The sequence below is a fragment of the Mesomycoplasma ovipneumoniae genome (assembly GCF_030012565.1).
In the GTDB taxonomy this organism is placed as follows: Bacteria; Bacillota_I; Bacilli_A; order Mycoplasmatales; family Metamycoplasmataceae; genus Mesomycoplasma; species Mesomycoplasma ovipneumoniae_D.
Genome location: NZ_CP124621.1, coordinates 962104 through 986099, shown reverse-complemented (window position 1 = coordinate 986099; position 23996 = coordinate 962104). Strand labels below are relative to the sequence as shown.

Genomic DNA, 23996 nt, shown 5'->3' with positions numbered 1-23996 from the left:
TAATAAATTTAAAGACAAAAGATTTAAGTTTATTTTTAAAATTCTTAACTTGTTTTTTACATTCTTATTTATTTAAAAATAGTAATTTTGATAGTTGAATTTATATTTATTTGCAAAAATCTGCCTGACTTTTAGCGGTTGGAAGTTTGCTAGCCCAATCAGAATTAACCAAAATTATTATTAATAACTTGCTACCTAGTTCAGTAAAAGATAATAAAAATGTTGACGACCTTAAAATTATGGATAAAAAACTAAATTCACCTATTGATTTTTATTCATATAATGAACCAGTTATGAAAAGTTTGGCTGAAAAAACAAAATATACAGCAAATTCGATAGTGAGAAATAGATGGTCATGAGATCTAACTAATAATTTAAATAAAGATATCGGTTTTACTAAAGATCACTTTGTTGTTGGAGAAGGCCTAGCTAATGATGCTATTGATTGAACTAACCCTAAAAATGCGTTTGATATTTATGATACAAGTAAAAATGAAAATGAAAATGGAAATGAAGATAAAAATATACCATCATACGTAAAAATATATTTTCCCAGTTATCATGTAAGGAGAGCAAGAATGATAAAGGGAAAATTCGGAAAGAGGGAATTTATACGAAGAGAAAAAATGTTAAATGTTGAAAAGGTGCATTTTTTATATGGAGAAGCAATTAGATTTAGTAACTAAAGCAAAAAAACAGTTAATTAAACTAAAATATATAGAAATTGATATTAAAAGTCGTTGTTCAGTTGGCAATATGACTAAGGATGATGTTGATTTAACTTCTGATTGTTATTATAATAATTATCCATTTACAAATTTTTTATCCAATTATCTTTATGATAACATCTTCGATCCTAATCCAATTGAAAGAATTATTAGTTTAAATTATAAACAAGAAGATTATGTTTATAATTTAAAACTGGAAAATATCCCAAAAAGTGTGTTTTTTTCCAAAAAACTCAAAGATTTTCATTTTCATAACGATATTAAGTGTTTAATTGGCGACTGTCACCACATTGAATATTGTGAAATAAACGAAGAAGAAAATGTTGTTTATAAATCTGATCTTTATTCTGCATCTGCTTTACGCGATGGTAAAGCTTTTAAAAAAGTTGTTGTTGTATTTGAAAACTTTGATGATATTGAAAAATGCGAATTTTCAATTTCTTATCCGGCTTATTTTTGAAAAATATTTAAATCAAAAAGCAGATTAAGAGAAATTGAAGATTTAATTATTAAGGAAATTCAGGAAAGTGTTCCTTATGCAAAGCCAAAAAATTTAACAAATTACCACGAAAAAATCTTTGATTTTTTATCAAATAGATATGAATATAACTCAGAATTTCTAGACATAAATAAAGCATATTTAGGACAAAATGTAGAAAATATCTACAATTTGTTATTAAAAGAGAATTATAATTTTGGTGAAAAAACCCAAATTGAACCAATTCAAAATGTATTTACTTTTGAAACTTATGAAAATTTGCTTAAAAAATTTGAAAAATACGGGATCAAAAAACTTAACTTAAATATTGAAAATCGTGATAAATTTATTCTTAGTTGGTTTGATAAATTTGGTCCGGAATATCGCGAATATTGCATCAAACTTTTTGGTGAAGACGGCAAAAATTATTATGATCATGCGAATAATTGGACAAATAAAATCGAATTAATCTATTTGTTGCAAATTTTATTTGGTCCTAAATATTGAGTTGAAGATTTAGATTTTTATTATCCTGATGAACCTGATTTTCTTATTCTACCAAGCTGAGCAAAATTAAAACTTGAAAATTTCGAAATTTTTTACTTTGGTGGACAAGAATGTGGCCTTTTTGATGAAATAATTGAACAATTTGACTCAAAAAAGCCAGTTTTTTGATTTCAACCATATTACTACTCCGCCTATGGGGGTGGCGATGCATGAATCTTGCCAATTGCATTGAAAAATTTTATTTTATTGAATGTTGATGGTGAAAAAATTTACTACTGATTTGGTCATTCAAATTTATATAATAATATTTATCAAGGTAAATACAAAATTTTAAAATATTATTTCAAACAAAAATTGGTTAAACTTGAACAAGATATTTTTCTGCGTGATGGCAAGGATCCAGCGTTCTTTGTTTCTAGATCACCAAGGAAAATTGATTTAGATAAAAATGTGATTGAATCATCTATGGAAGAATTAATTTTATATCGGGATGCATTGAATAAATATCTAAAAGAAATAGACCATGAATTTGGGTATTTTACAGACTTTCTAGAAAATACTAATTTATATACCCAACAAGAAAAAGAATTAATTTTACAACAACACCTTATCTATTCTTCAGATAATGATGATAAAACTGAATATTATAATGAAATTGCAAGAGTAGATTTTCGCGGTTATAAAAGCAAAAAATTTATTGAGATAGAAGGGGGATCGTAGATCTTTTTGTTAATTAGTGAATTTAAAGATAAAAGATTTAAGTTTATTTTTAAAATTCTTAACTTGCATTTTTTAAATTCTTATTTATTTAAAAATAGCAATTTTGTTAGTTGAATTTATGTTTATTTGCAAAAATACGCTTCCTGAGTTTCCCGGTTTGATGACATATCTTAAAAAATGTCGGTTTTAAACTAGGACAAAGAAAATTAACAGTTTAATATTATTTTAACATCATAGCATATGTTGTAAACCAGGACAAAAAAATTAACACTAAGGTGTTGGCTTTTTTGTCCGAGTTTACATTGCTGCCTGATTTTTTTTAAAGGGGTCGAATTCGACACCTTTAAAATTAGGGTTGTTAATAGTCTCCAAGAAGCAAATTTAAATGCAATATATTTATGTGCAAGAGTCCCTCGACATCTTCCGAGTTTCAGATATATCCTTTTGCATTTGTTGTATTAATCCATTTTTAAGGTGATAAGGTAAATGTATTACTGCCAGCTTTTTTCAAAAACCCCCTCGAATTCGAGGGGGTTAAGTTCAAGATTATTTAACTGCTTCCATTCTCTTTTTTATCAATTATTTGGTTTAGATAAAAATCGTGCTTTATTATCATTTTGCAACCTCGCTTGAAAAATTTAGGTGGATTTCCACCATTTTATTTCAAAGTATCAAATATATTTAATTTAAATTTGTGAAAATACTTAAAACATTATCTATTTATAAATCCTTGTCTATCATTTTTTGTTATATAGTTATATTTTTTAATGCTATAATTAATATGAAATTCCTGTCTAATTTGGAGCTTTTTTCTTTTTTATTTTAAAAATAATTGAAATAAAAAAGTTCAAGCCACACAATTAAATTTTTACCTTAATTTGTGTTGCGCTTGAACTTACTATTTAGCAAAAATGCAAGCATTTTTGCTTGCATAAATCACTTAATTTATAGGTCTCCCACGGGATTGGTAAAATATAAGACTAGTAAACTAAGACAATAAAGCCAACACCTCAGTGTTAACTTTTTTTGTGTCGGTTCTATTTACCGTTTATTTTTCTTCATAATCTCTTCAAAAATTGTACGCTTTAACCATTCACTAAAGTTAGAATTATTTGTCCATTGTCCAAATAGTTCTATGTTATCTTTCATTATAATTCTGAAAACATCTTTTAACGCTGAATCATACTCTCTTTTGATATTTTCAATATCTGAGTTTTTTAAAGCATTTTTGAATTTCTCATTTTTCATTACCATCTCGGGTAATTCTCTTATTTGCCTTGCAACATTATCTTTGTCTTGCCAGTCTATATTACCAAAAATGTCATTGAATGTAGATACAATATTTTCTAATGTATCTAGCTCAACTTCATTCTTTTTTCTAACCCCTATGCCCAAGCCTTCAACTTTACCATCCTCATCTTTCAAAATAATATCAATAATTGTTTTTTTCTTTTCTAGCCTATAACTTTCTAAATCAATTGACTCCAAAATTCCAGCAGACAAATCGTCTCCTTCTGGGGTTGGCAATCTATGAATCAATCGTTCAAAGAAAATCACTTTCTTTTCCCAATCTACTTGACCAATAGGTAGAATAGATGCTAAGAAATTATAGGTTCTTATAAAAGATTTTACACCACTCTTAAATTCAACCTGATCTTCTTCACTTAGAGCTATATATCTTTCCACGCACTGATCTACAATGCTATCAATAGAATTTCTTGGCTTGTTTTCTAGAAATAAATCAACTAGTCTATCTACTTCGTCTTTTTCATAAACATACTTTGCATCAAGCATGGATAATAAATTATTAAGTTTGTTAGGGTCTGTTTCTCCTTCTAACTTTGTTTCCTTATAGTATGGTTGAAAAGCATTTGATATATCTTCTGGTTGATTTGCAAAATCAATCACGCAAGTATCTATCTTATATTTAGCACTCCTATTAAGTCTTGATAGAGTTTGTACCGCCTTAACATTATTCAAAACCTTATCTACATACATTGTATGTAAAAGAGGCTCATCATATCCGGTCTGATATTTGTCGGCAACAATCAAAAACTTATATTTATCTTGCTTAAATTTTTCTGGTGTCTCTTTATCAGAAAAACCATTCAAACTTGTTTCTGTTACTGTCTTACCTTTGTATTCTTTTTCACCAGAAAATGCAACCAAAGCTTCATAACCACTATTAGAATTTTTTAGTAAATCACTAACTATATGGTAGTACTCAATCGCTCTTAAAATACTTTGTGTTACAATCATTGCCTTTGCTTTTCCGTTAATCTTATTCACTGTATTTGTAAGGAAATGATTCACCATGACTTCGCTTTTTTCTCTTATAGGAAATTCTTGACCTTCCACATAATTTCTTATTTTCCTTTGGGCTTTCTTTTTATCAAAATTAGGGTTCTCTTCTATTGTTTTGTAAATCTTATAATAGTTTTCATAATGTGTATAATTTTTTAAAACATCAAGAATAAATCCTTCTTCGATAGCTTGTTTCATGGAGTATAAATCAAATACACTTCCAAACATTTGGATAGTTTTTGCTTTAGGAGTAGCAGTAAAAGCAAAGAAACTCGCATTTTCAGGCATCTTTCTTGCCTCAATCAACTCATTTAGTTTATCTTCTATTTCAAATTCATCCTCATTTCCTAAACTACCCGATACAGCCATATTTAATGAAGCCGCTGCCTTACCGCTTTGTGATGAATGGGCTTCATCAATTATAATTGCAAAATTTTTACCCTTTAAATCAGTTCCAATTTTCTCAAGTAGATACGGAAATTTCTGAACGGTTGTAATGATAATCTTTTTACTATCAATCAACATATTCTTTAAATCAGTTGAAGAACTAGCATGCCCAACAACACTCTTTTCATCTATAAATTTCCTAATATTATCGCTGATTTGCTTATCCAAGTTCAATCTATCTGTAACAACTATTACTGAATCAAAAGCTTTTTGGTTTTTATAATCCACTTCAACCAAACGATAAGCGAGCCACGTTATAGAGTTACTCTTGCCACTACCTGCACTGTGTTGGATTAAATATCTATTACCTACTCCATTTTTCTGAACATCTTCTACAAGTCTTGTAACTACTCTGTATTGATGGTATCTAGGGAAAATCAACGTTTCTGTTTTTTTGACTTTATCTACAGAAATATAAGCAAAATCTCTTATTAAGCTTGTCAATGTTTCCTTTTTCAAAAAAACTTTCCATAAATAATCTGTCATTGTGCCACTATCATTTATAGGATTACCTGAGCCGCCAAGGGTAGTACCTTTATTAAATGGCATAAACCTTGTGTTTTTTCCATCTAATTTTGTTGCAAAAGTAATAAAGTTTTCATCAACTGCAAAATGTGCAATGCACCTTTTAAAACTAAATAAGGTTTCTTTTGGATCTCTATCATTTATATATTGATCTTCAGCATCTTTATATGCTCAACCTGAGCTAGAAGCTCTACTCTTAAGTTCCATTGTTATAATCGGAAGCCCATTTACAAAAATAGCCAAGTCGAGTTCTAAGCCTTTATTTTTATCAGAATATCTCAGCTGGTTAGTAACTGAAAAAATATTCGTTTTAAATTCATTATAAGAACTTGGTCTTTTAGGATCTATGGCATGATAAAAAATGATAGTCCCTGAGGATGGATAGCACTTAATACCATTCTTTAAAACAGAAACAATCCCATTTTGCCTAATTCGAGCATCCAGTTGCTTATAGAACTCTTCTTTTCCGCTGTCTGTATCAAGCCTTAAGATATCGAATTCCTTGGGCTGAGATGTCTTAATAAATTCTAAAAGTCTCTTTTCGTCAAAAGCATATTTCTTATCAAAAGAAAGCTTCATTTCATCAGGTTTTATATATACATAACCCTGATTCGAAACAAGATACTCGATGATATTATTTTCAAGTTCTGCTTCCATCTTTGTATCTCTAATTCCCATCTTCTATCCCCTCCATTTCATCAAATTCTTCTATTTCATCATATAAAAGAGTTACTTTTTCATATTCAGGTATAACAACATTTCTTACATCAATTTTTCCTGTTACCACTTCTGAAATTAGTGATTGTTTTAGTGATTCTAATTCTTTGATTTTCTTTGAAATTATTACTTTACATTTTTCAATAGTATTAATTATTTTTCTTAGATGTTGAATGATATTTTTCTGTTCTATTTTATCAACAAAAGGTATTTGTAAATTCGCATATTTTTCAGCACTTATATTTTGGATAGTAGATTGTATGGAAATACTTTCTTTCCATTTTTCATAGTCTGCAGATTGTGTATATAAATATACAAATTCAGAAATCACAATTTCTGTATCCACCCTTGCTCTAATTAAATATCCAGCAAAACACATTTTCATATTTTCCGATTTATGGATATATGATTTACCTACAGTTCCGCTCCTTGCAAATAGTATATCTCCCTTTTTCAATAAAAATTTATTTTCACAATTGTCAAAATATTGACAATTGTTTTCTTTTAATTCGCCATCTTTGTTGATGTCAGTAATCCTAATAAATCTTATACTTCCATTCGTTTCACCTGTACCATTAATTCCATACAGTAAAGGTTCTGAAAGTAACATTTTTAAACGTATTTTTTTACTTATTTTTTTATATTCAAATGATATAGATAACTGTTTTTTATGATTCAATTCTTTTATCTTTTCTTTTTCTATTTGAATTAATCTATCTATTTCACTTATTTTCCAGTCAAGGAAGCTTGCAATTTGGATTTGTTCATGTAATGGTGGTAATAAAATAGTATTCTTTTCCATTTCATTGTTCATTATTTTATAACCATTAGTATCTTTTCTTCTTGAATGTTGGTTACCTAGTCCAATAATATAATTGCAATATGCTAAATTTATATCTTTAATTTTATCTATTTTAGGTAATAAAATCCCACATATATTTGTGCAATTATATTTACCACTTCTTAAAAATGTAGTTCCTGCTTTTTCACCGTCTGTTGTCCATGTTATGCAATCAACTTCATCAAAATCATAAGTATTTAAATAACCCATTATTCCATAATTTTCAGTTTGAGAGGAATATACTGGGTATTTACCATTACTGTCCAATTCTTCTTTAGGAATTACTCTTCCTCTTGTTATTTCAAAATATCTTTTTACCTTATTAATCTCCCAATGACTAGGTATTTCTTTTAGTCAAGGTAAATTTACTTCCTTATAACTCTTATATCTATTCATAAAGCTCCAATATAGAAGTCATCAGACCATCAGATTGTCTTTCTAACTCTTTAATGCGTCTTACAATGTCTTCTACTCGTTCCAGTTCTTTCGCTTTATAGAAATATTTAGTGAAATTTATTTCGTAGCCAATTTGTGTTTTACTCTCATCTACAAAAGCATCCGCATGATATGGTAAGACTTCCTTTTTAATAAACTCTTCTATTCCACCTTCAAAAGTCATAGGAATACTTTCTGTGTCTCTAAGATTTGGATCTACAATCACATTTCCTTTCGAGTCCTTTTGAATAGCAGCATTCTCATCTCGAATTATCATATTGTCAAGCAATCCTGTTGAAACAAACTTACTTAAACTTGTGCCTTTTATATTTTTCTTTTTTAAATGCTTGTTAAACTCTTTTTCAAAAGCTGCATAATCTAGATATCTTTCATCACTTTTCATTAATTTCAAGACTTCCAAATATGCTTTAAGATTTTCACTCTTTTCAAGTTCTTTGATAGAGGCGGTTGTTCCTTTAATAAAACTATCCTCAAGTATTTTCTTGTTTATCTTTTCCGAAAAAGCTCCTATCTTCTTCAGCTCTTCCTCTATTTCTTTTAGATTTTCAGCATTGCATAATACAGTTTGTCTTAAAGGTCTTTCTACTACAACCTTATAGTATCCAAACTCATCGTTTAAAAAGATTTTTGAGTACTCATTTTCTTCAAAATTCAGATATTGATTCAATATGAATTCTCTATCAGCTTTTGAAAACTCGCAATTTTTCTTACCCATATTCTTTCGAAGTGTAGTCTTGATGCTATTTGCATTAATAAGCTGAATTTTACCTTTTCTTCTTTCTTCTTTTCTATTCGACAGAATCCAGATATATGTTGTTATCCCTGTGTTATAAAACATATTTTCAGGTAGTTGAATAATAGCTTCAATCAAATCTTCCTCAATCATAAATCTTCTTGCATTACTTGCTCCATTTCCTGCATCACCCGTAAATAGAGCCGAACCGTTATGAACCTCAACAATGCGAGATCCCATTTCGGTTTCTTTCATCTTAGAAATATTATTAAGCAAGAAAAGTAACTGCCCATCACTTACATCAGGTATCATTCTGAAATCATCTTGTTCTTTATAATTTCTAACAAAACGTCTATCTATTATATTTTTCTTAGGGTCTTTATCATTTCCACTTCCTAAAATAGCCAAATCTGTTTTCCATGTTTTACCATATGGAGGATTAGATAACATAAAATCAAAATGTTTCCCTGAAGTTCTATCGTCAGAAAGTGTAGAGCCATAGTAAACATTATTAGACACTGTGTCTCCGCCTTTGATAAGCAAATCCGCTTTAGCAATTGCATATGTTTCTGCATTTACTTCTTGTCCAATCAAGTGAATAGATACTTCCTTACCATTCTCTTTTGCAAATGCTTTTAGTCTTTCTTCTGCAACAGTTCCCATGCCAAGAGTTCCGCAGGCTCCATCATAGATTGAATAAGTAGCATCTTTTATTTTATCGATAATTGGATACATAGCAATATCGGCCATTAGCTCAATTACATCACGAGGTGTAAAGTGTTCCCCTGCTTCTTCGTTATTTTCTTCATTAAATTTTCTAATGATTTCTTCAAACAAGGTACCCATGGCATGATTATCTAATCCTTTTTTGATAACATCTCCACTAGAGTTTTTCTCATCATATGGACTCAAATTTAGTTCACTTGATGTAAATTTTTCAATAACAGAGCCTAAAATCCCAGCATCAGTCATTTTTGTTAACTGGTTATTAAAATCAAATTTTTGAAGAATTTCTTTTACATTTTCTGAAAAGCCATTTAAATATTCTTCGAAATTTTTCTTTAAGTTTTGCCTATTAGTTTCATGCTTTAAGTCTTTTAGGCAAAAATTAGAAATATTATAAAATGGTAGCTGAACAGCTGTATTCAATGTTTGTATAACATCCCAATTGTTTTTTTCCGCCATTTCTTTAAGCTTCATTATGTTAGCTTTTTCTGGTTCTATAATAGAATCAAATCTTTTGATTAAGGTCATAGGAAGAATTACATCTCTATATTTTCCTCTTACGTAAACGTCTCTTAGGCAATCATCTGCCACAGACCAAATAAAACTAATTAATTTATTATATTCAAATGAGCTGTACGTACTTTCCATTACTTATTCCTCCTTAAAATCCTAATCTATACAAATTAAATCCCCAATATCTGTTCTAAGTTCTTCACAAATTTTTCCGATGATCGTAAGAGACACCGCATCTCCTCTAACCATTTTTGATATTTTAGTTGGAGAAATCCCTGTTTTATCCATTAAATCTTTCTTTTTCATATTTTTATCTATTAACACTTTCCATAATCCATTGTAATTAAATTTCATATTTATCTCTCCTTATTCCATTATTGTGGATTTTTTATAGATATTATTATAGCATATTAAGAATAATATTTCTATTGTGAACAAGCTTTTAAGTTTATTATTATCAAATAAGTTATAGCCATTATATATAAACTTATATTTCAACGTATCCAATATATTTAATTTAAATTTGTGAAAAATACTTAAAACATTATCTATTTATAAATGCTTGTATATCACTTTTTGTTATATAGTCATATTTTTTAATGCTATAATTAATATTAAGTTCCTGTCTAATCCTGAGTTTTCCAGTTTGATGAGAAAATTTCAAAAAAGCGTCGGGATTTTCGAGCTTTTTTTAATTTTTTTGACAAAATTTAATAACAATTTTTTTACTAATTCACTAAAATATCAAAGTAAAAATCACACCCCTGAGTTTCCCAGTTTGATGGAAAATTCACTTTTTAGTGAATATAAATATACAAAAATGCGGGTAAATTCGTGTTTTTTGACCTAAAACCTTAATTTTTATAGTTTTGAAATTAACCTTTTGCAAAAAAAAAAAAAAAATGTTTGTTCAAAAATAAAGTTATGTTATAATTAACCTCACTTAAGAATAATTAATAAATTTTGATATTGAATTAAGGAGGAATTAGTTATGTTTTTTGTCTAATGCGCTCTGATAGCGCGAATTTTCTATCATATTTTTAAATATGATTGGATGCCTTAAATTTGACCGTTTAGAAATCTACAAATTTATAGCTTTTAATTATGGCTCTTTCAAAACTTCACATATTTTTTTAGGCTCAATGTAAGTAAAAATGAGTTTTCTTTTTACATTGAGTTTGAATAGTAGTTGTATTTTTTTATGATTTTTGTTGTTTTATCCGTAAATTGATTTTTGCCAGTGTTTTAAAATAGGTAATTACTTTTGCCAAAAAAGTTAAAAAAGTCCCAAAACTAAACTTGGACAAAAAAGCCAACACCTTAGTGTTAATTTCTTTTGTCCTGGTTTAAAGTACAGCACTTAAAATCTTGACAAAAACTAGTTGCCTGATTTTTTTCTACTAACTTACAATTTTAATGTATTTAAATTTGTCTTCAATTGTGAATTTGTATTGTTTCATTTTTGCACACCTTTTTTCGAATACGTCTGAAATTGGTGTACTAACTTATGCAGATTGAACTGCATTTTTATATTAAATAGTTTAAAAAAGTATATAAATTTATACACTTTTTTGACATTTTGATTTATTTTGTGTTTGTTTTAAATGGATTAAAAAATCATGGTGAATTTGCACTGGCGGGTGCAAGTAGATGCCATCGTAAAATTTGAGCAGCAAATGATTTAGTATTTTTTAAATCCAATGGATGTTCACCATTGAAGTTCACACCAAAATAGTTAAAACCGCGAGTTGCATAATTTCAAGCTTGCAAACTGTTGTGAGGTGTTCCGGAGTTAATTAGCGAAATGTAATTGTTATCAGCGCTTAAAATTCCAGTTCCTGAATTTCCAGCATCAAAATATGTAGGCACATAGCCATTTTGATGTCTTAACATTACATTATAATTACTTAGGGCTGGTCGGTGAATAACATATGCAGATTGTTTTCCATAAGGAAAACCAACAATTGAAAAGTCATAAATTAATGACTGGTGGTTTATATTATAATCCATACCATTGAAATTAAATTTCATATTTTCAAGCGCTAGTCATGATTTTAATCAGTTGGCATACTCATATTTTCCTTGTGCAAGCGCTTCATCATAAAGTGGCTTAACATCGACCACAAAAATAGTAGCATCGATATTGTGGCCTTTATGTTCCTTTCCATCCCGACTTTGTTGATCTGATCCAGATCAAATTTGAGAAAGTAGAAATCCAGAATTTGGGTCTTCTTTTTTGTCGCTAGGTTTTGATGAAGAATTTGGACCTTTCAATAGACCACCTCAGTAACTAAATCCAGCATTAACATTATTTTCAAAATTAAGTGAAGGTTTTACAATGTAACTATATCTTCGATAAGTGTTTGGTAAGCCAGTTGTTGAGTTATTTAGCTGGTCAAAATTTTTGACATTTTCTACGTGATTATTAGTTATAAAGTAGAATTTTCAGTCATTTTCATCATTATTTACTTTTCCAATCATCGTTGCAGAACCAAAACTAAAAGCAAGTGCGTGTTGGAAATTATTTTCAAATTGAGGATTTGATTTGATAGTGGAATAATTTATATAATCATTGTTTTGTAAATAACCATTATGAATTTCATAGGGAACGTTTTGGTTTGGAAAATAAACATTTTTTCGAACATTAGGATCGGTATAAAAAGGAATTGGCGCATTTTCTTGAGTGTATGAAATCTGTTTATAATCGAATAAATTAGTTCGTCTAGTATGCTCTTCATATTGTTCATAATTCTCATAAATAACATTTACACCAGCACCTCTATCTCACAAGATAAAAGCTTTATTTTTGTCAAATTTATCATTATTTGTAAAAGGATTGTAACCTTGAGTGGTATTTACATAATTCACAGGATTACCAACAATAATGCTATATTCTTCACCTTTCAAACTTAATTTAAAGTGCAATCCATCTAGTTTTTTTGTAACATTTAATAATAATGTTAATTTGGGAAGTGGTGTAGAGGAAGTGCTAGTATTATTATATCTTTGTGGTAGTTCAAGTTCAATATTTAGTTCTGACTTTCTTTTCAGATCTGAATAGTCTATAGTAAATGAAGGAAACTTATATTTAGCTTCATTGCCATGAATGGTAGGATCTCCTGGTTTAGTGAATCTATTATAGCGATTATCATCTTGAATTAAAACATTTCCATAAATTGTTAAATCTAGTTTTACATCTCGAGCATTTTCTAACATTTTTTCAAGGTACTTTTCTTTTAAAACTCAGGACGCACCTTTTCCATCTTGTGATCAAATTGCATCTTTAGCATTAAATTCAATTTGTCGATTTCGAATAACTTGATAATTTTCTACTATTAAAGTATTAAGACCTGAATGTCTTCATTTGAAACTTGAATTTTTGATATCATCAAGCGAAACAGAATTTGAACCAGCAACCTTGTATCAATTATTACCAACAACTATTTTTTCTGTTTCTTTTTTTTGGTTAGGGTAAGTATATTTTAAATTAATATAAGTATTGTTATTATACTGAACTTTTTCATGAATTGTAATATCTTTAGTGTCAATTGAATAGTTATTTAGTGTCAAAGTTTGTTTATTTCAAGTTAATTGTTGATTATTATATTGAAAATCTTGTAGACTCACTTTGTTCATAAGCAATTCTGGATATATATTATTTTGAAAATCATTTGATAAATTCACAAGTGTAATTTCTTCTGATTTTGAATAAACTTTGCTAGGATCACTTTTATTAATAAAGCCAATTTTGAATTTTAGCTCGCCTGTTCTTTCTGATTTTACATCATAATATACAATAAAATAGTCATTAATAATATCAGAAATATTATTTGGATTAGTTGTTACTCCACTAGGAATTATGCTATTTGTATTTACTATGAAAACATTTGCTGAATTATCTATTTTAGCTTGAATACTTTGTTTATCAAATTCATCTCCTCCAGTAGCATCTTTTGATTCATCTAATGTTCTTTTAAACTCTGATGAATCATTTTGAGTGTTGTTATTATGATTATTTTTAAGTTTTAATAAATATTGTAGGACACTACCAGCATCTTGTTTTCGAAATTGGCTAACTAATTGTTGAGGGTTTAAAACACTAAAAAGTGTTTCTTTTCCGTTCACTTTAGCACCTGGAGTTTTTCTTAAATCGAAATTAGAGGCGTTAATTTCATCAATTAATTTTTTATGACTATTATCAAAATTACTACTTACTCAATTAGAAGGTAATTCAATATCACTAGCATGAAGTGGTCGAAAATATCACATATTTTTAGCATATTTAGTTCTATAATCACTTTCAGTTATCTTTAAATCTCAATCTTGAAAAGGTAGTTCTTCATTATTTTTTTTGATTCCAAAAATTAATTTTGCTGTCCCACCGCGATTAGAATCATAAATATTTGAATGATCAAGTACTTCTTTAACAAAAAGTGAGTACTTACCAATTTGTGGTCACTTATAGATTTCATTCAATTTTTGTAGTGCTAACATTGAAGGAATTCCATGATGATCAACACCTTGTTTGATAGGTTGTAGATCTTTTAAAATTGGTTGGCTAGCGTCTAGACTATGGTAAGATCAATCTTTATTTGTAAGGTAACTAGAAATTAAAAGTTCTAGATCAGCTCGATCCTTTTCACTTCCTATTAAATCTTTTGTTCGCAGTTCAATCTCGACATTGGATTTTAGCTCTAAAGTTTTAACAACTTTGTTGAACATTAAAAAATGTACTTGTGCACTAAAGTGTCTATTTTTATAGCTTATTTGGCCTAAATTATGTTTAAAAATTTGATCAATTCTATTACCTTTAGATCTAAAATTTTCTTTAATAAAATCTTGTAAATTATCAACATACGTCTCTTGAATTTGTGATAATTTAATTTTATCAAATTCATATAAATCATCAAGTGAGTTAAATTTTTTGTCTAATTCTTTAATTTTGGTTTCTATATTAAATTTGCCTTTGTTGTGAAAATCAAGAGTTTTTGTAACACGAGCTCGATGATTATTTTTATCTTTAACTTGATATGTGATTTCTAATTTGTTATTGTCTAATTTACTAATATTAGTATCTTTTATTTCAAAAGTGTAGCCATCTTTTTCAATTTTAGTTAATAATTTTGTAGTTTCAACATCAAAAGCTGCAGGATTTAATTTGTCCTGTAGTTCATAAGTGCTTATTTTTTCATCATCAAAAGAGGGATTTACATCATTAATTGCTTGCTCAATATTTTTAATATTTTCTTCTGATGTGTTGCCATTCAATTCATTTTGAAGTCTTATTATTTCATTTTGTGTACCATTAATTTGCACTTCTAAATTATCTATATTATCAGAAAAAGCTAGTTGGTTATTGTGAAAAAATGATTGTGCTTTTAAAAGTGTTATATCTAATAATTTATCAACATTATTTGTGGTAGAAGTGTATTTCGAAGTTGTTTTTACAAAGTTTGCTGATTCAATTATTTCCTTTAATTTTGCTGATAAATTTGAAATTTTGTTAAATTTTTCTTCTAGTTTTTTAAGATCCTGAGCACTTTTTTGCTCACTTACTTGTTCTGCAAAAAAGTGTTTAAAACTAGAAGAAATTGTACTAAGTTTATTAATTTTTTCAATACTGTCTTGTTGTTGCTGTTCAAATAAAGTTAGTGGAGTTTTTTTAGATGTTTTAGAATTTGTATTATTTTCTAAAGAAGAGGTGTTATTAGTTTGGTTGGCATTATTTTCGGTAGCACTTGTAGTATTTTTTAGAGAATCTGAATCAATATTACTATCAATTTTGGAAGATTCATCTGTTCTTTTAGCAGAATTTGATGTATTTTTTATATCTTCTTCTAATTCTTGATTTTCCACTTCTGTTTTATCTTCTGTCTTTGTTTTGATTTGTTCATTATCTCTTCTTGAGGTTGAATTGTTTTGCTCTTCTTTTTTGTCTGAAGATAAATTATTTTGGTTATCTGAATTTGGTGTTTTAGGTAGTGGTTTTGCATTTTCATTTTGTTTAGCTGGTGTTTTAATTTCAGGGGTAGTTCCACAAGCAATTGCAACACCAAAAACTGTTACAAAAGAAGATAAAAGTAAGCTAAATTTAGTAATTTTAGATTTCATAATTAACTCTTTTATTGAATTCAATATTTTTTTATTATATAACACATTTTACTTTTTTGTAAAAAGGTGAAAAATAAACTTTAGGTTTCTTGGTAATAAAACTAAAATTGTTCATGGTTTTGCAACACAGTTTAGTTTTTAGCACTTTTTTAATTTTTTTGGCAAAAGCTAATTACAATTTTTTACTGATTTACTAAAATATCAAAACTGATTTACTTAGAACACAAAATTATGAACACTCCCCATTTGTATTTTCAATCCATCTTTGTGGCGATAATGTAAAGGCATTGTACCTTTTTTCTTTTTAAAGGTGTCGAATTCGACCCCTTTAAAATTAGGGTTGTTGATAGCCTGTCATAGACCAGGGAATTCAATTGTATCTTTTAGCCTTAGTCGGTTTTTAACAACATCTTTAAGTTCATGAATATTTTTATACCTTGCAATATCTGTAAGACTTTTATAATCATTTTATTATAGTTAAGTTATTAATTTATGCTTGCATAATTAGACCTGAGTTTGATAGTTTCATGGCTAAAATTCACTTTTTATTGAATACAAATACGCAAAAATACGTAAATCCGTGTTTTTTGACCTAAAGTCTTAATTTGTATAGTTTTGAAATTAACCTTTTGCAAAAAAATGTTTGTTCTAAAATAAAATTATGTTATAATTAGCATCACTTAAGAATAATTAATAAATTTTGTATTGAATTAAGGGGGACTTTGTTATGTTTTTTGCTATAAAAAAATAAGAAAATGCGAATTTTCCGTTATGTTTTTAAATATAACGGAATGCCTTAAATTTGACCGTTTAGAAATCTTTAAATTTAGGGCTTTTGGTTATTGTTCTTTCAAAACTTCATATGTTTTTTTAGGCTCAATTTAAATAAAAACGAGTTTTCTATTTGTATTGAGTTTAAATAGTAGTTGTTTTTTTTATGATTTTTGTTGTTTTATCCATAAATTGATTTTTACCAGAGTTTTAAAATATGTAATTAACTTTTGCCAAAAAAGTTAAAAAATCGCCTAAAACCAGACACTGTTTTAAGATTATCTCATCAAACTGGGAAACTCTGGATATAATCATTTTATTATAGTTAAGTTATTAATTTATGCCTGCATAATTAGAGAATTAAAGTTTATATTTAGTAAATTAAAAATCAAAATGCCACTAAGTATCAAAGCATTTTGATTGTGCTAAGAAATTTATTAAATAATAAGTTGTTATTTAAAAATTATAAGTCTATTATTGATTCATTAAGTAAAAAATCTTCTAAACCAATGTATAAAATACCATTTTCATCGTGTTTTGGAATTATTTTGTTTCTTACTATAACTATTTTTTTAAATGAATCATTTATTTTTTTAAGCGAGGTTATTTCTTGTTCTTTTTTTTCTAAATTGTCAATATTAAGTGCTGATTGAATATAGTATCTTTTGTGGCCTTTATTTATAACAAAATCTATTTCAAGCTGAATTTTTTTTCTTGTTGAGTCATTTTTAAATTCATGTTCTACAACACCAATGTCAATATTGTATCCTCTTCGAAGTAAATCGTTGTAGATTATATTTTCCATTATATGACTGTTTTCTATTTGGCGAAAATTCAATCTTGCATTTCTTAAACCAATATCTGAAAAATAATATTTAAGTGGGGTTGAAAAATATTTAGAACCCTTTACATCATAGCGATAAGCGCAATGAATAATATAAGATTCTTCAAAAAATTTAAGATACTTAAAAATTGTATTTGATGATATGTGTATTTGTTTTTCTGACAAAAAACGATTTGCAAGCTTAGAGGGATTAGTTAAAGAACCAATATTTGAAGATGTAAAGTCAAGCAGGATTTCAAGTATTTGTTGCTCATTATATACTTGGTTGCGCTCAAGAATGTCTTTAATATATGTTTGCTTGAATAACTGCTTTAAATAATGACTTTTTTGTTCATCATTTTGCAATTTATAAATATGTGGCATACCACCATATACAAAATAATGTTCAAAGGCTTCTGATTTGTCATCAAATAATTCATAAACTTCAGCAAAAGATAAAGGATTTACATGCACTTGGTCTCCACGGTCTCTGAATTGGGTTAATAAATCTGATGAAAGCATTTTAGAGTTGCTGCCAGTGATATAAATGTCTAAGTTACTACGTTTCATAAGACTTAAAAGCACATCTACAAAGGTTATATTTTTTTCATTACTTTCAATATAGGGATTTGATACATTTTCAGATAATTGAATTTCGTCAATGAAAATGTAGTACATTTTGTTTATATTTTTTGTTTTTTTCTTAATATATTCATTTAATCTAAATGGATTTCGGTATTCAATATTATCGATTTGGTCAAGAGCAATTGTTATAATTTGATTTTCTTTAATTCCACTGCTAAGTAGGTAATCGCGATATAAATTGAATAATAAATATGATTTTCCGCATCTTCTTATGCCAGTAATAATCTTGATTCTGTCATTCTCTTTTTTATCAATTATTTGGTTAAGATAAAAATCGCGCTTTATAACCATTTTGCTACCTCACTTGAAGAATTTAAGTGGATTTCCACTTTTTTATTTCAAAATAATTTTAACATAAATAAACTTATGCTTAGTAATAGTTTGAAGAATTTAAGTGGATTTCCACCTTTTTATTTCAATGTATCCAATATATTTAATTTAAATTTGTGAAAATACTTAAAACATTATCTATATAAAAGCTTGTCTATCACTTTTTGTTATATAGTTATATTTTTTAATGCTATAATTAATATTAAGAAAAAAGATTTATTAGAAAAAGCAAATTTAACAACAAATTGCATAGCGAATATGTCAAAGAATGAGTATATATCACTTAGAAATATCGAAAAGATATATAAAGCACTTCAACGGGATATTGGAGAAGTTGTTTGTTATTGTAAACCAGGGGGATCTATTAATGAAGAGCGCATATACAAGTATTGAACTTTTTGCAGGTGCAGGAGGATTGGCCTTAGGCTTAGAGCAGGCGGGATTTAAGCACATCGGATTAGTTGAATATGACAAATATGCTGCCAGTACACTAAAAGTTAACAGACCAAAATGGAATGTTATTTGTGAAGATATAGAGATTGTGGCTAAGAAAGATTTAGAAAAAGAATTTAACATAAAAAAAGGAGAATTAGATTTATTATCTGGTGGAGCACCTTGCCAAAGTTTTAGTTATGCTGGTAAAAGATTAGGACTTGATGATGTTAGGGGCACAATGTTTTATCACTATGCAGTTTTTTTAAATAAATTGCAACCTAAAATGTTGTTGTTTGAAAATGTAAAGGGGCTTTTATCTCACGATAAGGGGAGAACATTTAAGACAATTATCAATATTTTTGAGCAAGAGGGATATAAAATATTCTATGAGGTATTAAATGCTTGAGATTATGGTGTTGCTCAGAAAAGAGAACGATTAATTGTCGTTGGTATAAGAAATGATTTAGTTAATGATAAAGAATTTGTCTATCCTTTGAAATATAAATATAAACCAGTATTGTCGGATATTTTACAAGATGTTCCTAGTAGTCTTGGCGCTAAGTATTCAAAAACAAAAGAAGATATTTTTTCATTAGTTCCTCCAGGTGGGTATTGAAGAGATATTCCTGAAGACATAGCTAAAGACTATATGAAGTCTTGTTGGTATATGGCTGGTGGAAGAACAGGAATACTAAGGAGATTGAGTTTAGATGAGCCGTCATTGACAGTTTTAACCACACCTCAAATGAAACAAACCGATAGATGTCATCCAACAGAGACTAGACCATTTACTGTTAGAGAAAATGCTAGAATACAATCTTTTCCGGACGAATGGATATTTACAGGGCCGATGTCTTCACAATACAAGCAAGTAGGAAATGCAGTTCCTTGTAATTTAGCCAAAGAAGTAGGTTTAAAAATATTGGAGAAGTTAGAGGAAATTAGATATGGAAATCTATAAGTTAGATTTTATTTCACAAGAAGATTTTGAAAAGCTTATAACTAATACTTTGAAGCAGTATAATGAAACGCTTGAGAGTATAAATTTAAAAAAATTCAATAGTAATTTAATTGATCCAATAAAATTACTTTTTGATAAAAATGTTTTTGATAAAAGTTTTGAAGACATAATAAAATTGGAAATTCACAGACAAAGAGATAAAACTAACAATAATATAATTGGATATTTTCATCAAAATATGTTTAAGAATATAAAAAAATGTGAAGTTCCAGATCAAGGATGGGACGTAATTTTTACTGATGATGATATAACATATTATGTTGAACTGAAAAATAAACATAATACAATGAATAGTTCATCATCGGCCAAAACATTTATGAAGATGCAAAATCATTTATTAAATGCAAAAGATAGACATAGAAGCATTTGTGCATTAGTAGAAGTTATTGCTGAAAAATCTCAAAATATTCCGTGGGTTATTAGTCTTGATAAAGTGAAACAATCTTCTAATGAAAAATTAAGAAGAATATCAATCGATAAGTTTTATGAAATTGTTACTGGAGATAAAAATACTTTTAAATTAATATGTGAGCAGCTACCAATAACAATTGAAAAAATCATTTCTAATAATAAATCACTTAAAGTTCAAAAAGACACAGTTTTTGAAGAGTTAAAAAATATAGATAATGATACACTTATAGCACTATATAAACTAGCATTTAGTACTTATGAGGGGTTTAGCTGATAGAAATTTTATGACAACTAGAAATATAAATCTAGTCGTCTTTTTTCCTGAGTTTCCCAGTTTGATAAGGTAATCTTAAAAAAGTATCCGGTTTTAAACAATTTTTTAATTTTTTTGCCAAAAGTTAATTACAATTTTTTTACTAATTCATTAAAATATCAGAGTAAAAATCATACCTATTTTAAATATTTAGATCACAAAATTATGAACAGTCCTGTAAAAAATTAACAAAAGCACTGCAATCAAATCACTGATAAAAAACTAGTTGGTTAATTTTTTTCTATTAATTTTTATTTAGTTTTTATAACAACTTTTATTGAATCACAACTATTTTTTGATATAATTAATTATGAATAAAAAGATGAATTACAAATTTGCTAAGTTGATATAAGTTAGATAGAAGGCAAAATTGAATTAATAACAAATAGTATTGATATTATGCAAACTTTAGTAATAAAACCCATTTTAGATCAAACGAATCTGCCTATTATCGGATTTATGCTAGAAATCATAGATCTTCCGTTTTTGAAAATTCGGTGGATGACAAATTAGCACTTTCTTATTTGGTACACAATGAAAACTAAACTAATTCTTACTAAATTTTTGGGAACAACCCTTTTAATTCCGGCATTTTTTTTAACTTCCTGCGGAAATTTAATTCATTTTATTACTAAACAAATTTTTAACATAGATGAGGAAATTAACAATCCGAAAAATTATAATTCTAACTATTTTTTAAATTTACTAGCGAAACATTATGAAGAATTTAATGCAAAAAATGGTACTTTTTCAGCCTTAAATCTGTTTTATAATCAACCCGAAAGAAAACGGGACAAATATTTATTCCTTGGCGAACAAGATATACTAACAATCGAAAACTTAGACCAATTTCAAAAAAATATTGTTAATAGAACAGAAGAAATTATAAAAAATAATCCTAATTTTGCCAATGTTAATACTTCTGAACTCAAGTCAGAATTTGAAGACAAATTTCTAAAGGGAGAGTCTCTTGAAAAAGTATTAGAAAAAAACAATATTATAATAGACGAAAATGTCAGAAATTGAATGCAAACCCGTGTTAGCCACTATTATTTTGAAGAAAATGGTTCTTCAAACATTATAGCCACAAGACTTGTACCAGATTATGTTATAGAAGGAGAATTAGTTCAACCCCATGTAGTTTTTGATGATTCGCCTTTTTTTAATGTTATAGTTTACCCTAAAAATAAAACAATCACCTTTAGGGACATTGACGAAGGAATTTACATTAAAGATAATGATACAATTAAAGATTCTAGAAATAGGGAAAAGATAATTGAAAGAGAAGCTAGAAAAATTTATAATAAACTCGCAAAAAAGTACAATTTGTCAAAAAACAAGATTAGTACTTATTCATCATCTTTTATATTTGATATTATCGATTTTAGCCATAAAATTAATAATATTAAAACTTTAAAACCAAAAATTCTTGATTTAATTACGGATAAAATTAACCCTTGATCGAATAGTTTTTTACCAAAAAAACATGCAATTATTAAAAATATTGATGAATTTAAGACAACAATTATTGACCGAATTTTAAAATTAGATCCTGAATTAAAAATTGACCAAAATGATTTAATTTCTGATTTTGAACAGAAATTTTTAAAAGGCGAAAAACTTGGTGAATTTCTAAAAAATAATAATATTTTTATTTACGAAACTTGGGAGCGAATTGGTTATGAATCATTTTGAAGGTTGACTCCCGACCCTATACCGGATCCTGCTGATGTTCCAAGAAGAGTGGAATGAGAAAAATTACTTCTTAGAAAAACGGAAAATAATAATATTTTTTTGACAACAATTTTTAAAACGGATTTAACACTAAATTTTGTTAGAAGTCCTGAATCTAGTTTTGAGAAAGTTGCTTTTCAAATCTTGACTTTTCCTAAAGATAAGAATATTGTTTTTGATAAAAACGTTAGCCGGCTTGAACTAATCGAGGATTTAAAAAACAATTATTTAGATAAATATGAAGAAAAAGACAAACAAACAGTAAATAACGACGTATAAGTTTAAGTTAGTAAAAAAATCAGACAAATAGTTTTTCATTTATAGTTTTGATTGTACACTTTTGTTAATTTTTTCTATCATCTTCATTTTAAAAGATTTGGAGAAATTAATTTAGGTTGTGTGGAACTTGAGCCTTTATATACAAATAACATAAATTCCTAAATTATGCGAGTTTCCCAGTTTGCTATGATGTTAAAATAATATTAAAGTGTTAATTTTTTTTGTCCTGCTTTATTCTTTACTATAGAATTTCTTAAATAGAGATTACATAAAATATCATCAGTAATTTTTTCTTTTGGAAGATCGGTAATTTTATTAGATATATGCCCGCATGTTTGTGGTGAGTTGCAACAGTTAATCACCAATTTTCCATTGTTGGAATCTCATGTAAATTTATTTGTATCAAACTGACTATGTGACGTTTTATCTAAAGCTATTAAATTATGAGTTTCTGTGATTTTTTTAAGAAAGTATTTTACTTGATTACTGGTGGTAAGATTATTGTTTTCCATATTTACTAGTTTTACTATTTTATCTTTAATTCTTTCAACTGGGAAAATATGTGCCCTGTCTAAAGGAATTTGTTTATCCAAATCAAGAATATTAATAGAATCTATCTTAATATTTTTCATTTTTGTTCTTTCTTTTTCTACTAAAGAATTAATTTCATCTAATGATAGATACTCTTTAATTTTTGCTAAAACTTTCTTGCCACTTTCTATACTTAATTTATTGCTAGTGAGTTCTACTAATAATTGATAAACTTTATAAAGTTTTGAATTTTTAGGAGCATCTTTAAATCTATCAAAATAATTTTTATCATCTAATAAACCATTATCCTTATAAATATTCTTATAAATGCCATCATATTCATAATTATTATTTTTAAAATCAGAATAATGTGTGAAAAAGAGTGCAAAATAACTGATATTTTTATCAAAATTTCCCTCATAATCTAAAATAATAGGAGCATTTTTAGGCATATATAATTCTCCACTTGGGTTGGAACCATAGATAAATTTATAAAAATTTTTAATTGAGGTTAAAAAATTTGGTTCTCGTAATAGTTTATTTAATTGTACAATTTCATCATCATTTAAGATTTGTAAATCATCTTGATTGTAAGTTTTAGATCTAAATTTTCTATCTTTTTGAACAACTTTTTGCTTAAGACTATCAAAAAACTCTTCCCTTTTTTTATAATAGCAACATCTTGTTTTATTAATATGCTTTTGTTCATGGTCTTCTCTATGACTTTTAGTTACTAATTTAGACATGACACAACTATTAACTTGAATATAAAAATGATGAATTACTAAACTTTCAATATCATAAACAAAAAATATTTCCCCTTTAAATTGTGGTTTATCTTTGTTTTCTGATTTGCTTTTAATTTTTAATTTACTCCATCTCAAAGTTGCACTCACC

The 23996-nt window shown here is 27.5% G+C and carries 13 protein-coding genes; 6 read left to right on the top strand and 7 right to left on the bottom strand.

Going from position 1 to position 23996, the window contains the following annotated elements:
• Positions 1–110 precede the first annotated feature (110 nt).
• The gene (locus QJQ40_RS03495; protein ID WP_282861238.1) at positions 111–686 is read left to right on the top strand and encodes a hypothetical protein; all 576 of its coding nucleotides are present in this window, start codon (positions 111–113) and stop codon (positions 684–686) included.
• On the top strand, positions 658–2433 hold the full coding sequence (locus tag QJQ40_RS03490; protein WP_282861237.1) for a hypothetical protein: 1776 nt from the start codon (positions 658–660) through the stop codon (positions 2431–2433). The genes QJQ40_RS03495 and QJQ40_RS03490 overlap by 29 nt, the downstream gene beginning before the upstream one ends.
• A 1041-nt stretch (positions 2434–3474) precedes the next feature.
• Here QJQ40_RS03490 and QJQ40_RS03485 read toward each other — a convergent pair.
• The 6 genes from QJQ40_RS03485 to QJQ40_RS03460 all read right to left on the bottom strand — a co-directional run bounded on the left by QJQ40_RS03485 (position 3475) and on the right by QJQ40_RS03460 (position 18336).
• The gene (locus QJQ40_RS03485; protein WP_282861236.1) at positions 3475–6387 is read right to left on the bottom strand and encodes a type I restriction endonuclease subunit R; all 2913 of its coding nucleotides are present in this window, start codon (positions 6385–6387) and stop codon (positions 3475–3477) included.
• The gene (locus QJQ40_RS03480) at positions 6377–7663 is read right to left on the bottom strand and encodes a restriction endonuclease subunit S (protein ID WP_282861235.1); all 1287 of its coding nucleotides are present in this window, start codon (positions 7661–7663) and stop codon (positions 6377–6379) included. The genes QJQ40_RS03485 and QJQ40_RS03480 overlap by 11 nt, the downstream gene beginning before the upstream one ends.
• Positions 7656–9830 (bottom strand): type I restriction-modification system subunit M, encoded by a 2175-nt coding sequence (locus QJQ40_RS03475; RefSeq protein WP_282861234.1) that lies wholly within the window; start codon positions 9828–9830, stop codon positions 7656–7658. The genes QJQ40_RS03480 and QJQ40_RS03475 overlap by 8 nt, the downstream gene beginning before the upstream one ends.
• 21 nt (positions 9831–9851) lie before the next feature.
• On the bottom strand, positions 9852–10049 hold the full coding sequence (locus tag QJQ40_RS03470; protein ID WP_282861233.1) for a helix-turn-helix domain-containing protein: 198 nt from the start codon (positions 10047–10049) through the stop codon (positions 9852–9854).
• 1230 nt (positions 10050–11279) lie between these two features.
• Positions 11280–15806: an MGA_1079 family surface serine endopeptidase gene (locus QJQ40_RS03465; RefSeq protein WP_282861232.1), complete on the bottom strand. Its 4527-nt coding sequence runs from the start codon at positions 15804–15806 to the stop codon at positions 11280–11282.
• Positions 15807–17040: 1234 nt separating this feature from the next.
• The gene (locus QJQ40_RS03460; protein ID WP_282861231.1) at positions 17041–18336 is read right to left on the bottom strand and encodes an ATP-binding protein; all 1296 of its coding nucleotides are present in this window, start codon (positions 18334–18336) and stop codon (positions 17041–17043) included.
• A 75-nt stretch (positions 18337–18411) separates the two neighbouring features.
• Here QJQ40_RS03460 and QJQ40_RS03595 point away from each other — a divergent pair, with 75 nt between their 5' ends.
• The 4 genes from QJQ40_RS03595 to QJQ40_RS03445 all read left to right on the top strand — a co-directional run bounded on the left by QJQ40_RS03595 (position 18412) and on the right by QJQ40_RS03445 (position 22568).
• Positions 18412–18822 (top strand): helix-turn-helix domain-containing protein, encoded by a 411-nt coding sequence (locus QJQ40_RS03595; RefSeq protein ID WP_334305354.1) that lies wholly within the window; start codon positions 18412–18414, stop codon positions 18820–18822.
• Positions 18743–19771: a DNA cytosine methyltransferase gene (locus QJQ40_RS03455; protein WP_282861230.1), complete on the top strand. Its 1029-nt coding sequence runs from the start codon at positions 18743–18745 to the stop codon at positions 19769–19771. The genes QJQ40_RS03595 and QJQ40_RS03455 overlap by 80 nt, the downstream gene beginning before the upstream one ends.
• The gene (locus QJQ40_RS03450; RefSeq protein WP_282861229.1) at positions 19758–20519 is read left to right on the top strand and encodes an Eco47II family restriction endonuclease; all 762 of its coding nucleotides are present in this window, start codon (positions 19758–19760) and stop codon (positions 20517–20519) included. Before QJQ40_RS03455 ends, QJQ40_RS03450 begins: the two co-directional genes overlap by 14 nt.
• 570 nt (positions 20520–21089) lie before the next feature.
• Entirely contained in the window at positions 21090–22568 is a 1479-nt protein-coding gene (locus QJQ40_RS03445) for a hypothetical protein (RefSeq protein WP_282861228.1), read from the top strand.
• Positions 22569–22771: 203 nt separating this feature from the next.
• Here QJQ40_RS03445 and QJQ40_RS03440 read toward each other — a convergent pair whose 3' ends face one another.
• On the bottom strand, positions 22772–23995 hold the full coding sequence (locus QJQ40_RS03440) for an MAG4270 family putative restriction endonuclease (RefSeq protein WP_282861227.1): 1224 nt from the start codon (positions 23993–23995) through the stop codon (positions 22772–22774).
• Between the last annotated feature and the right edge of the window lies 1 nt (position 23996).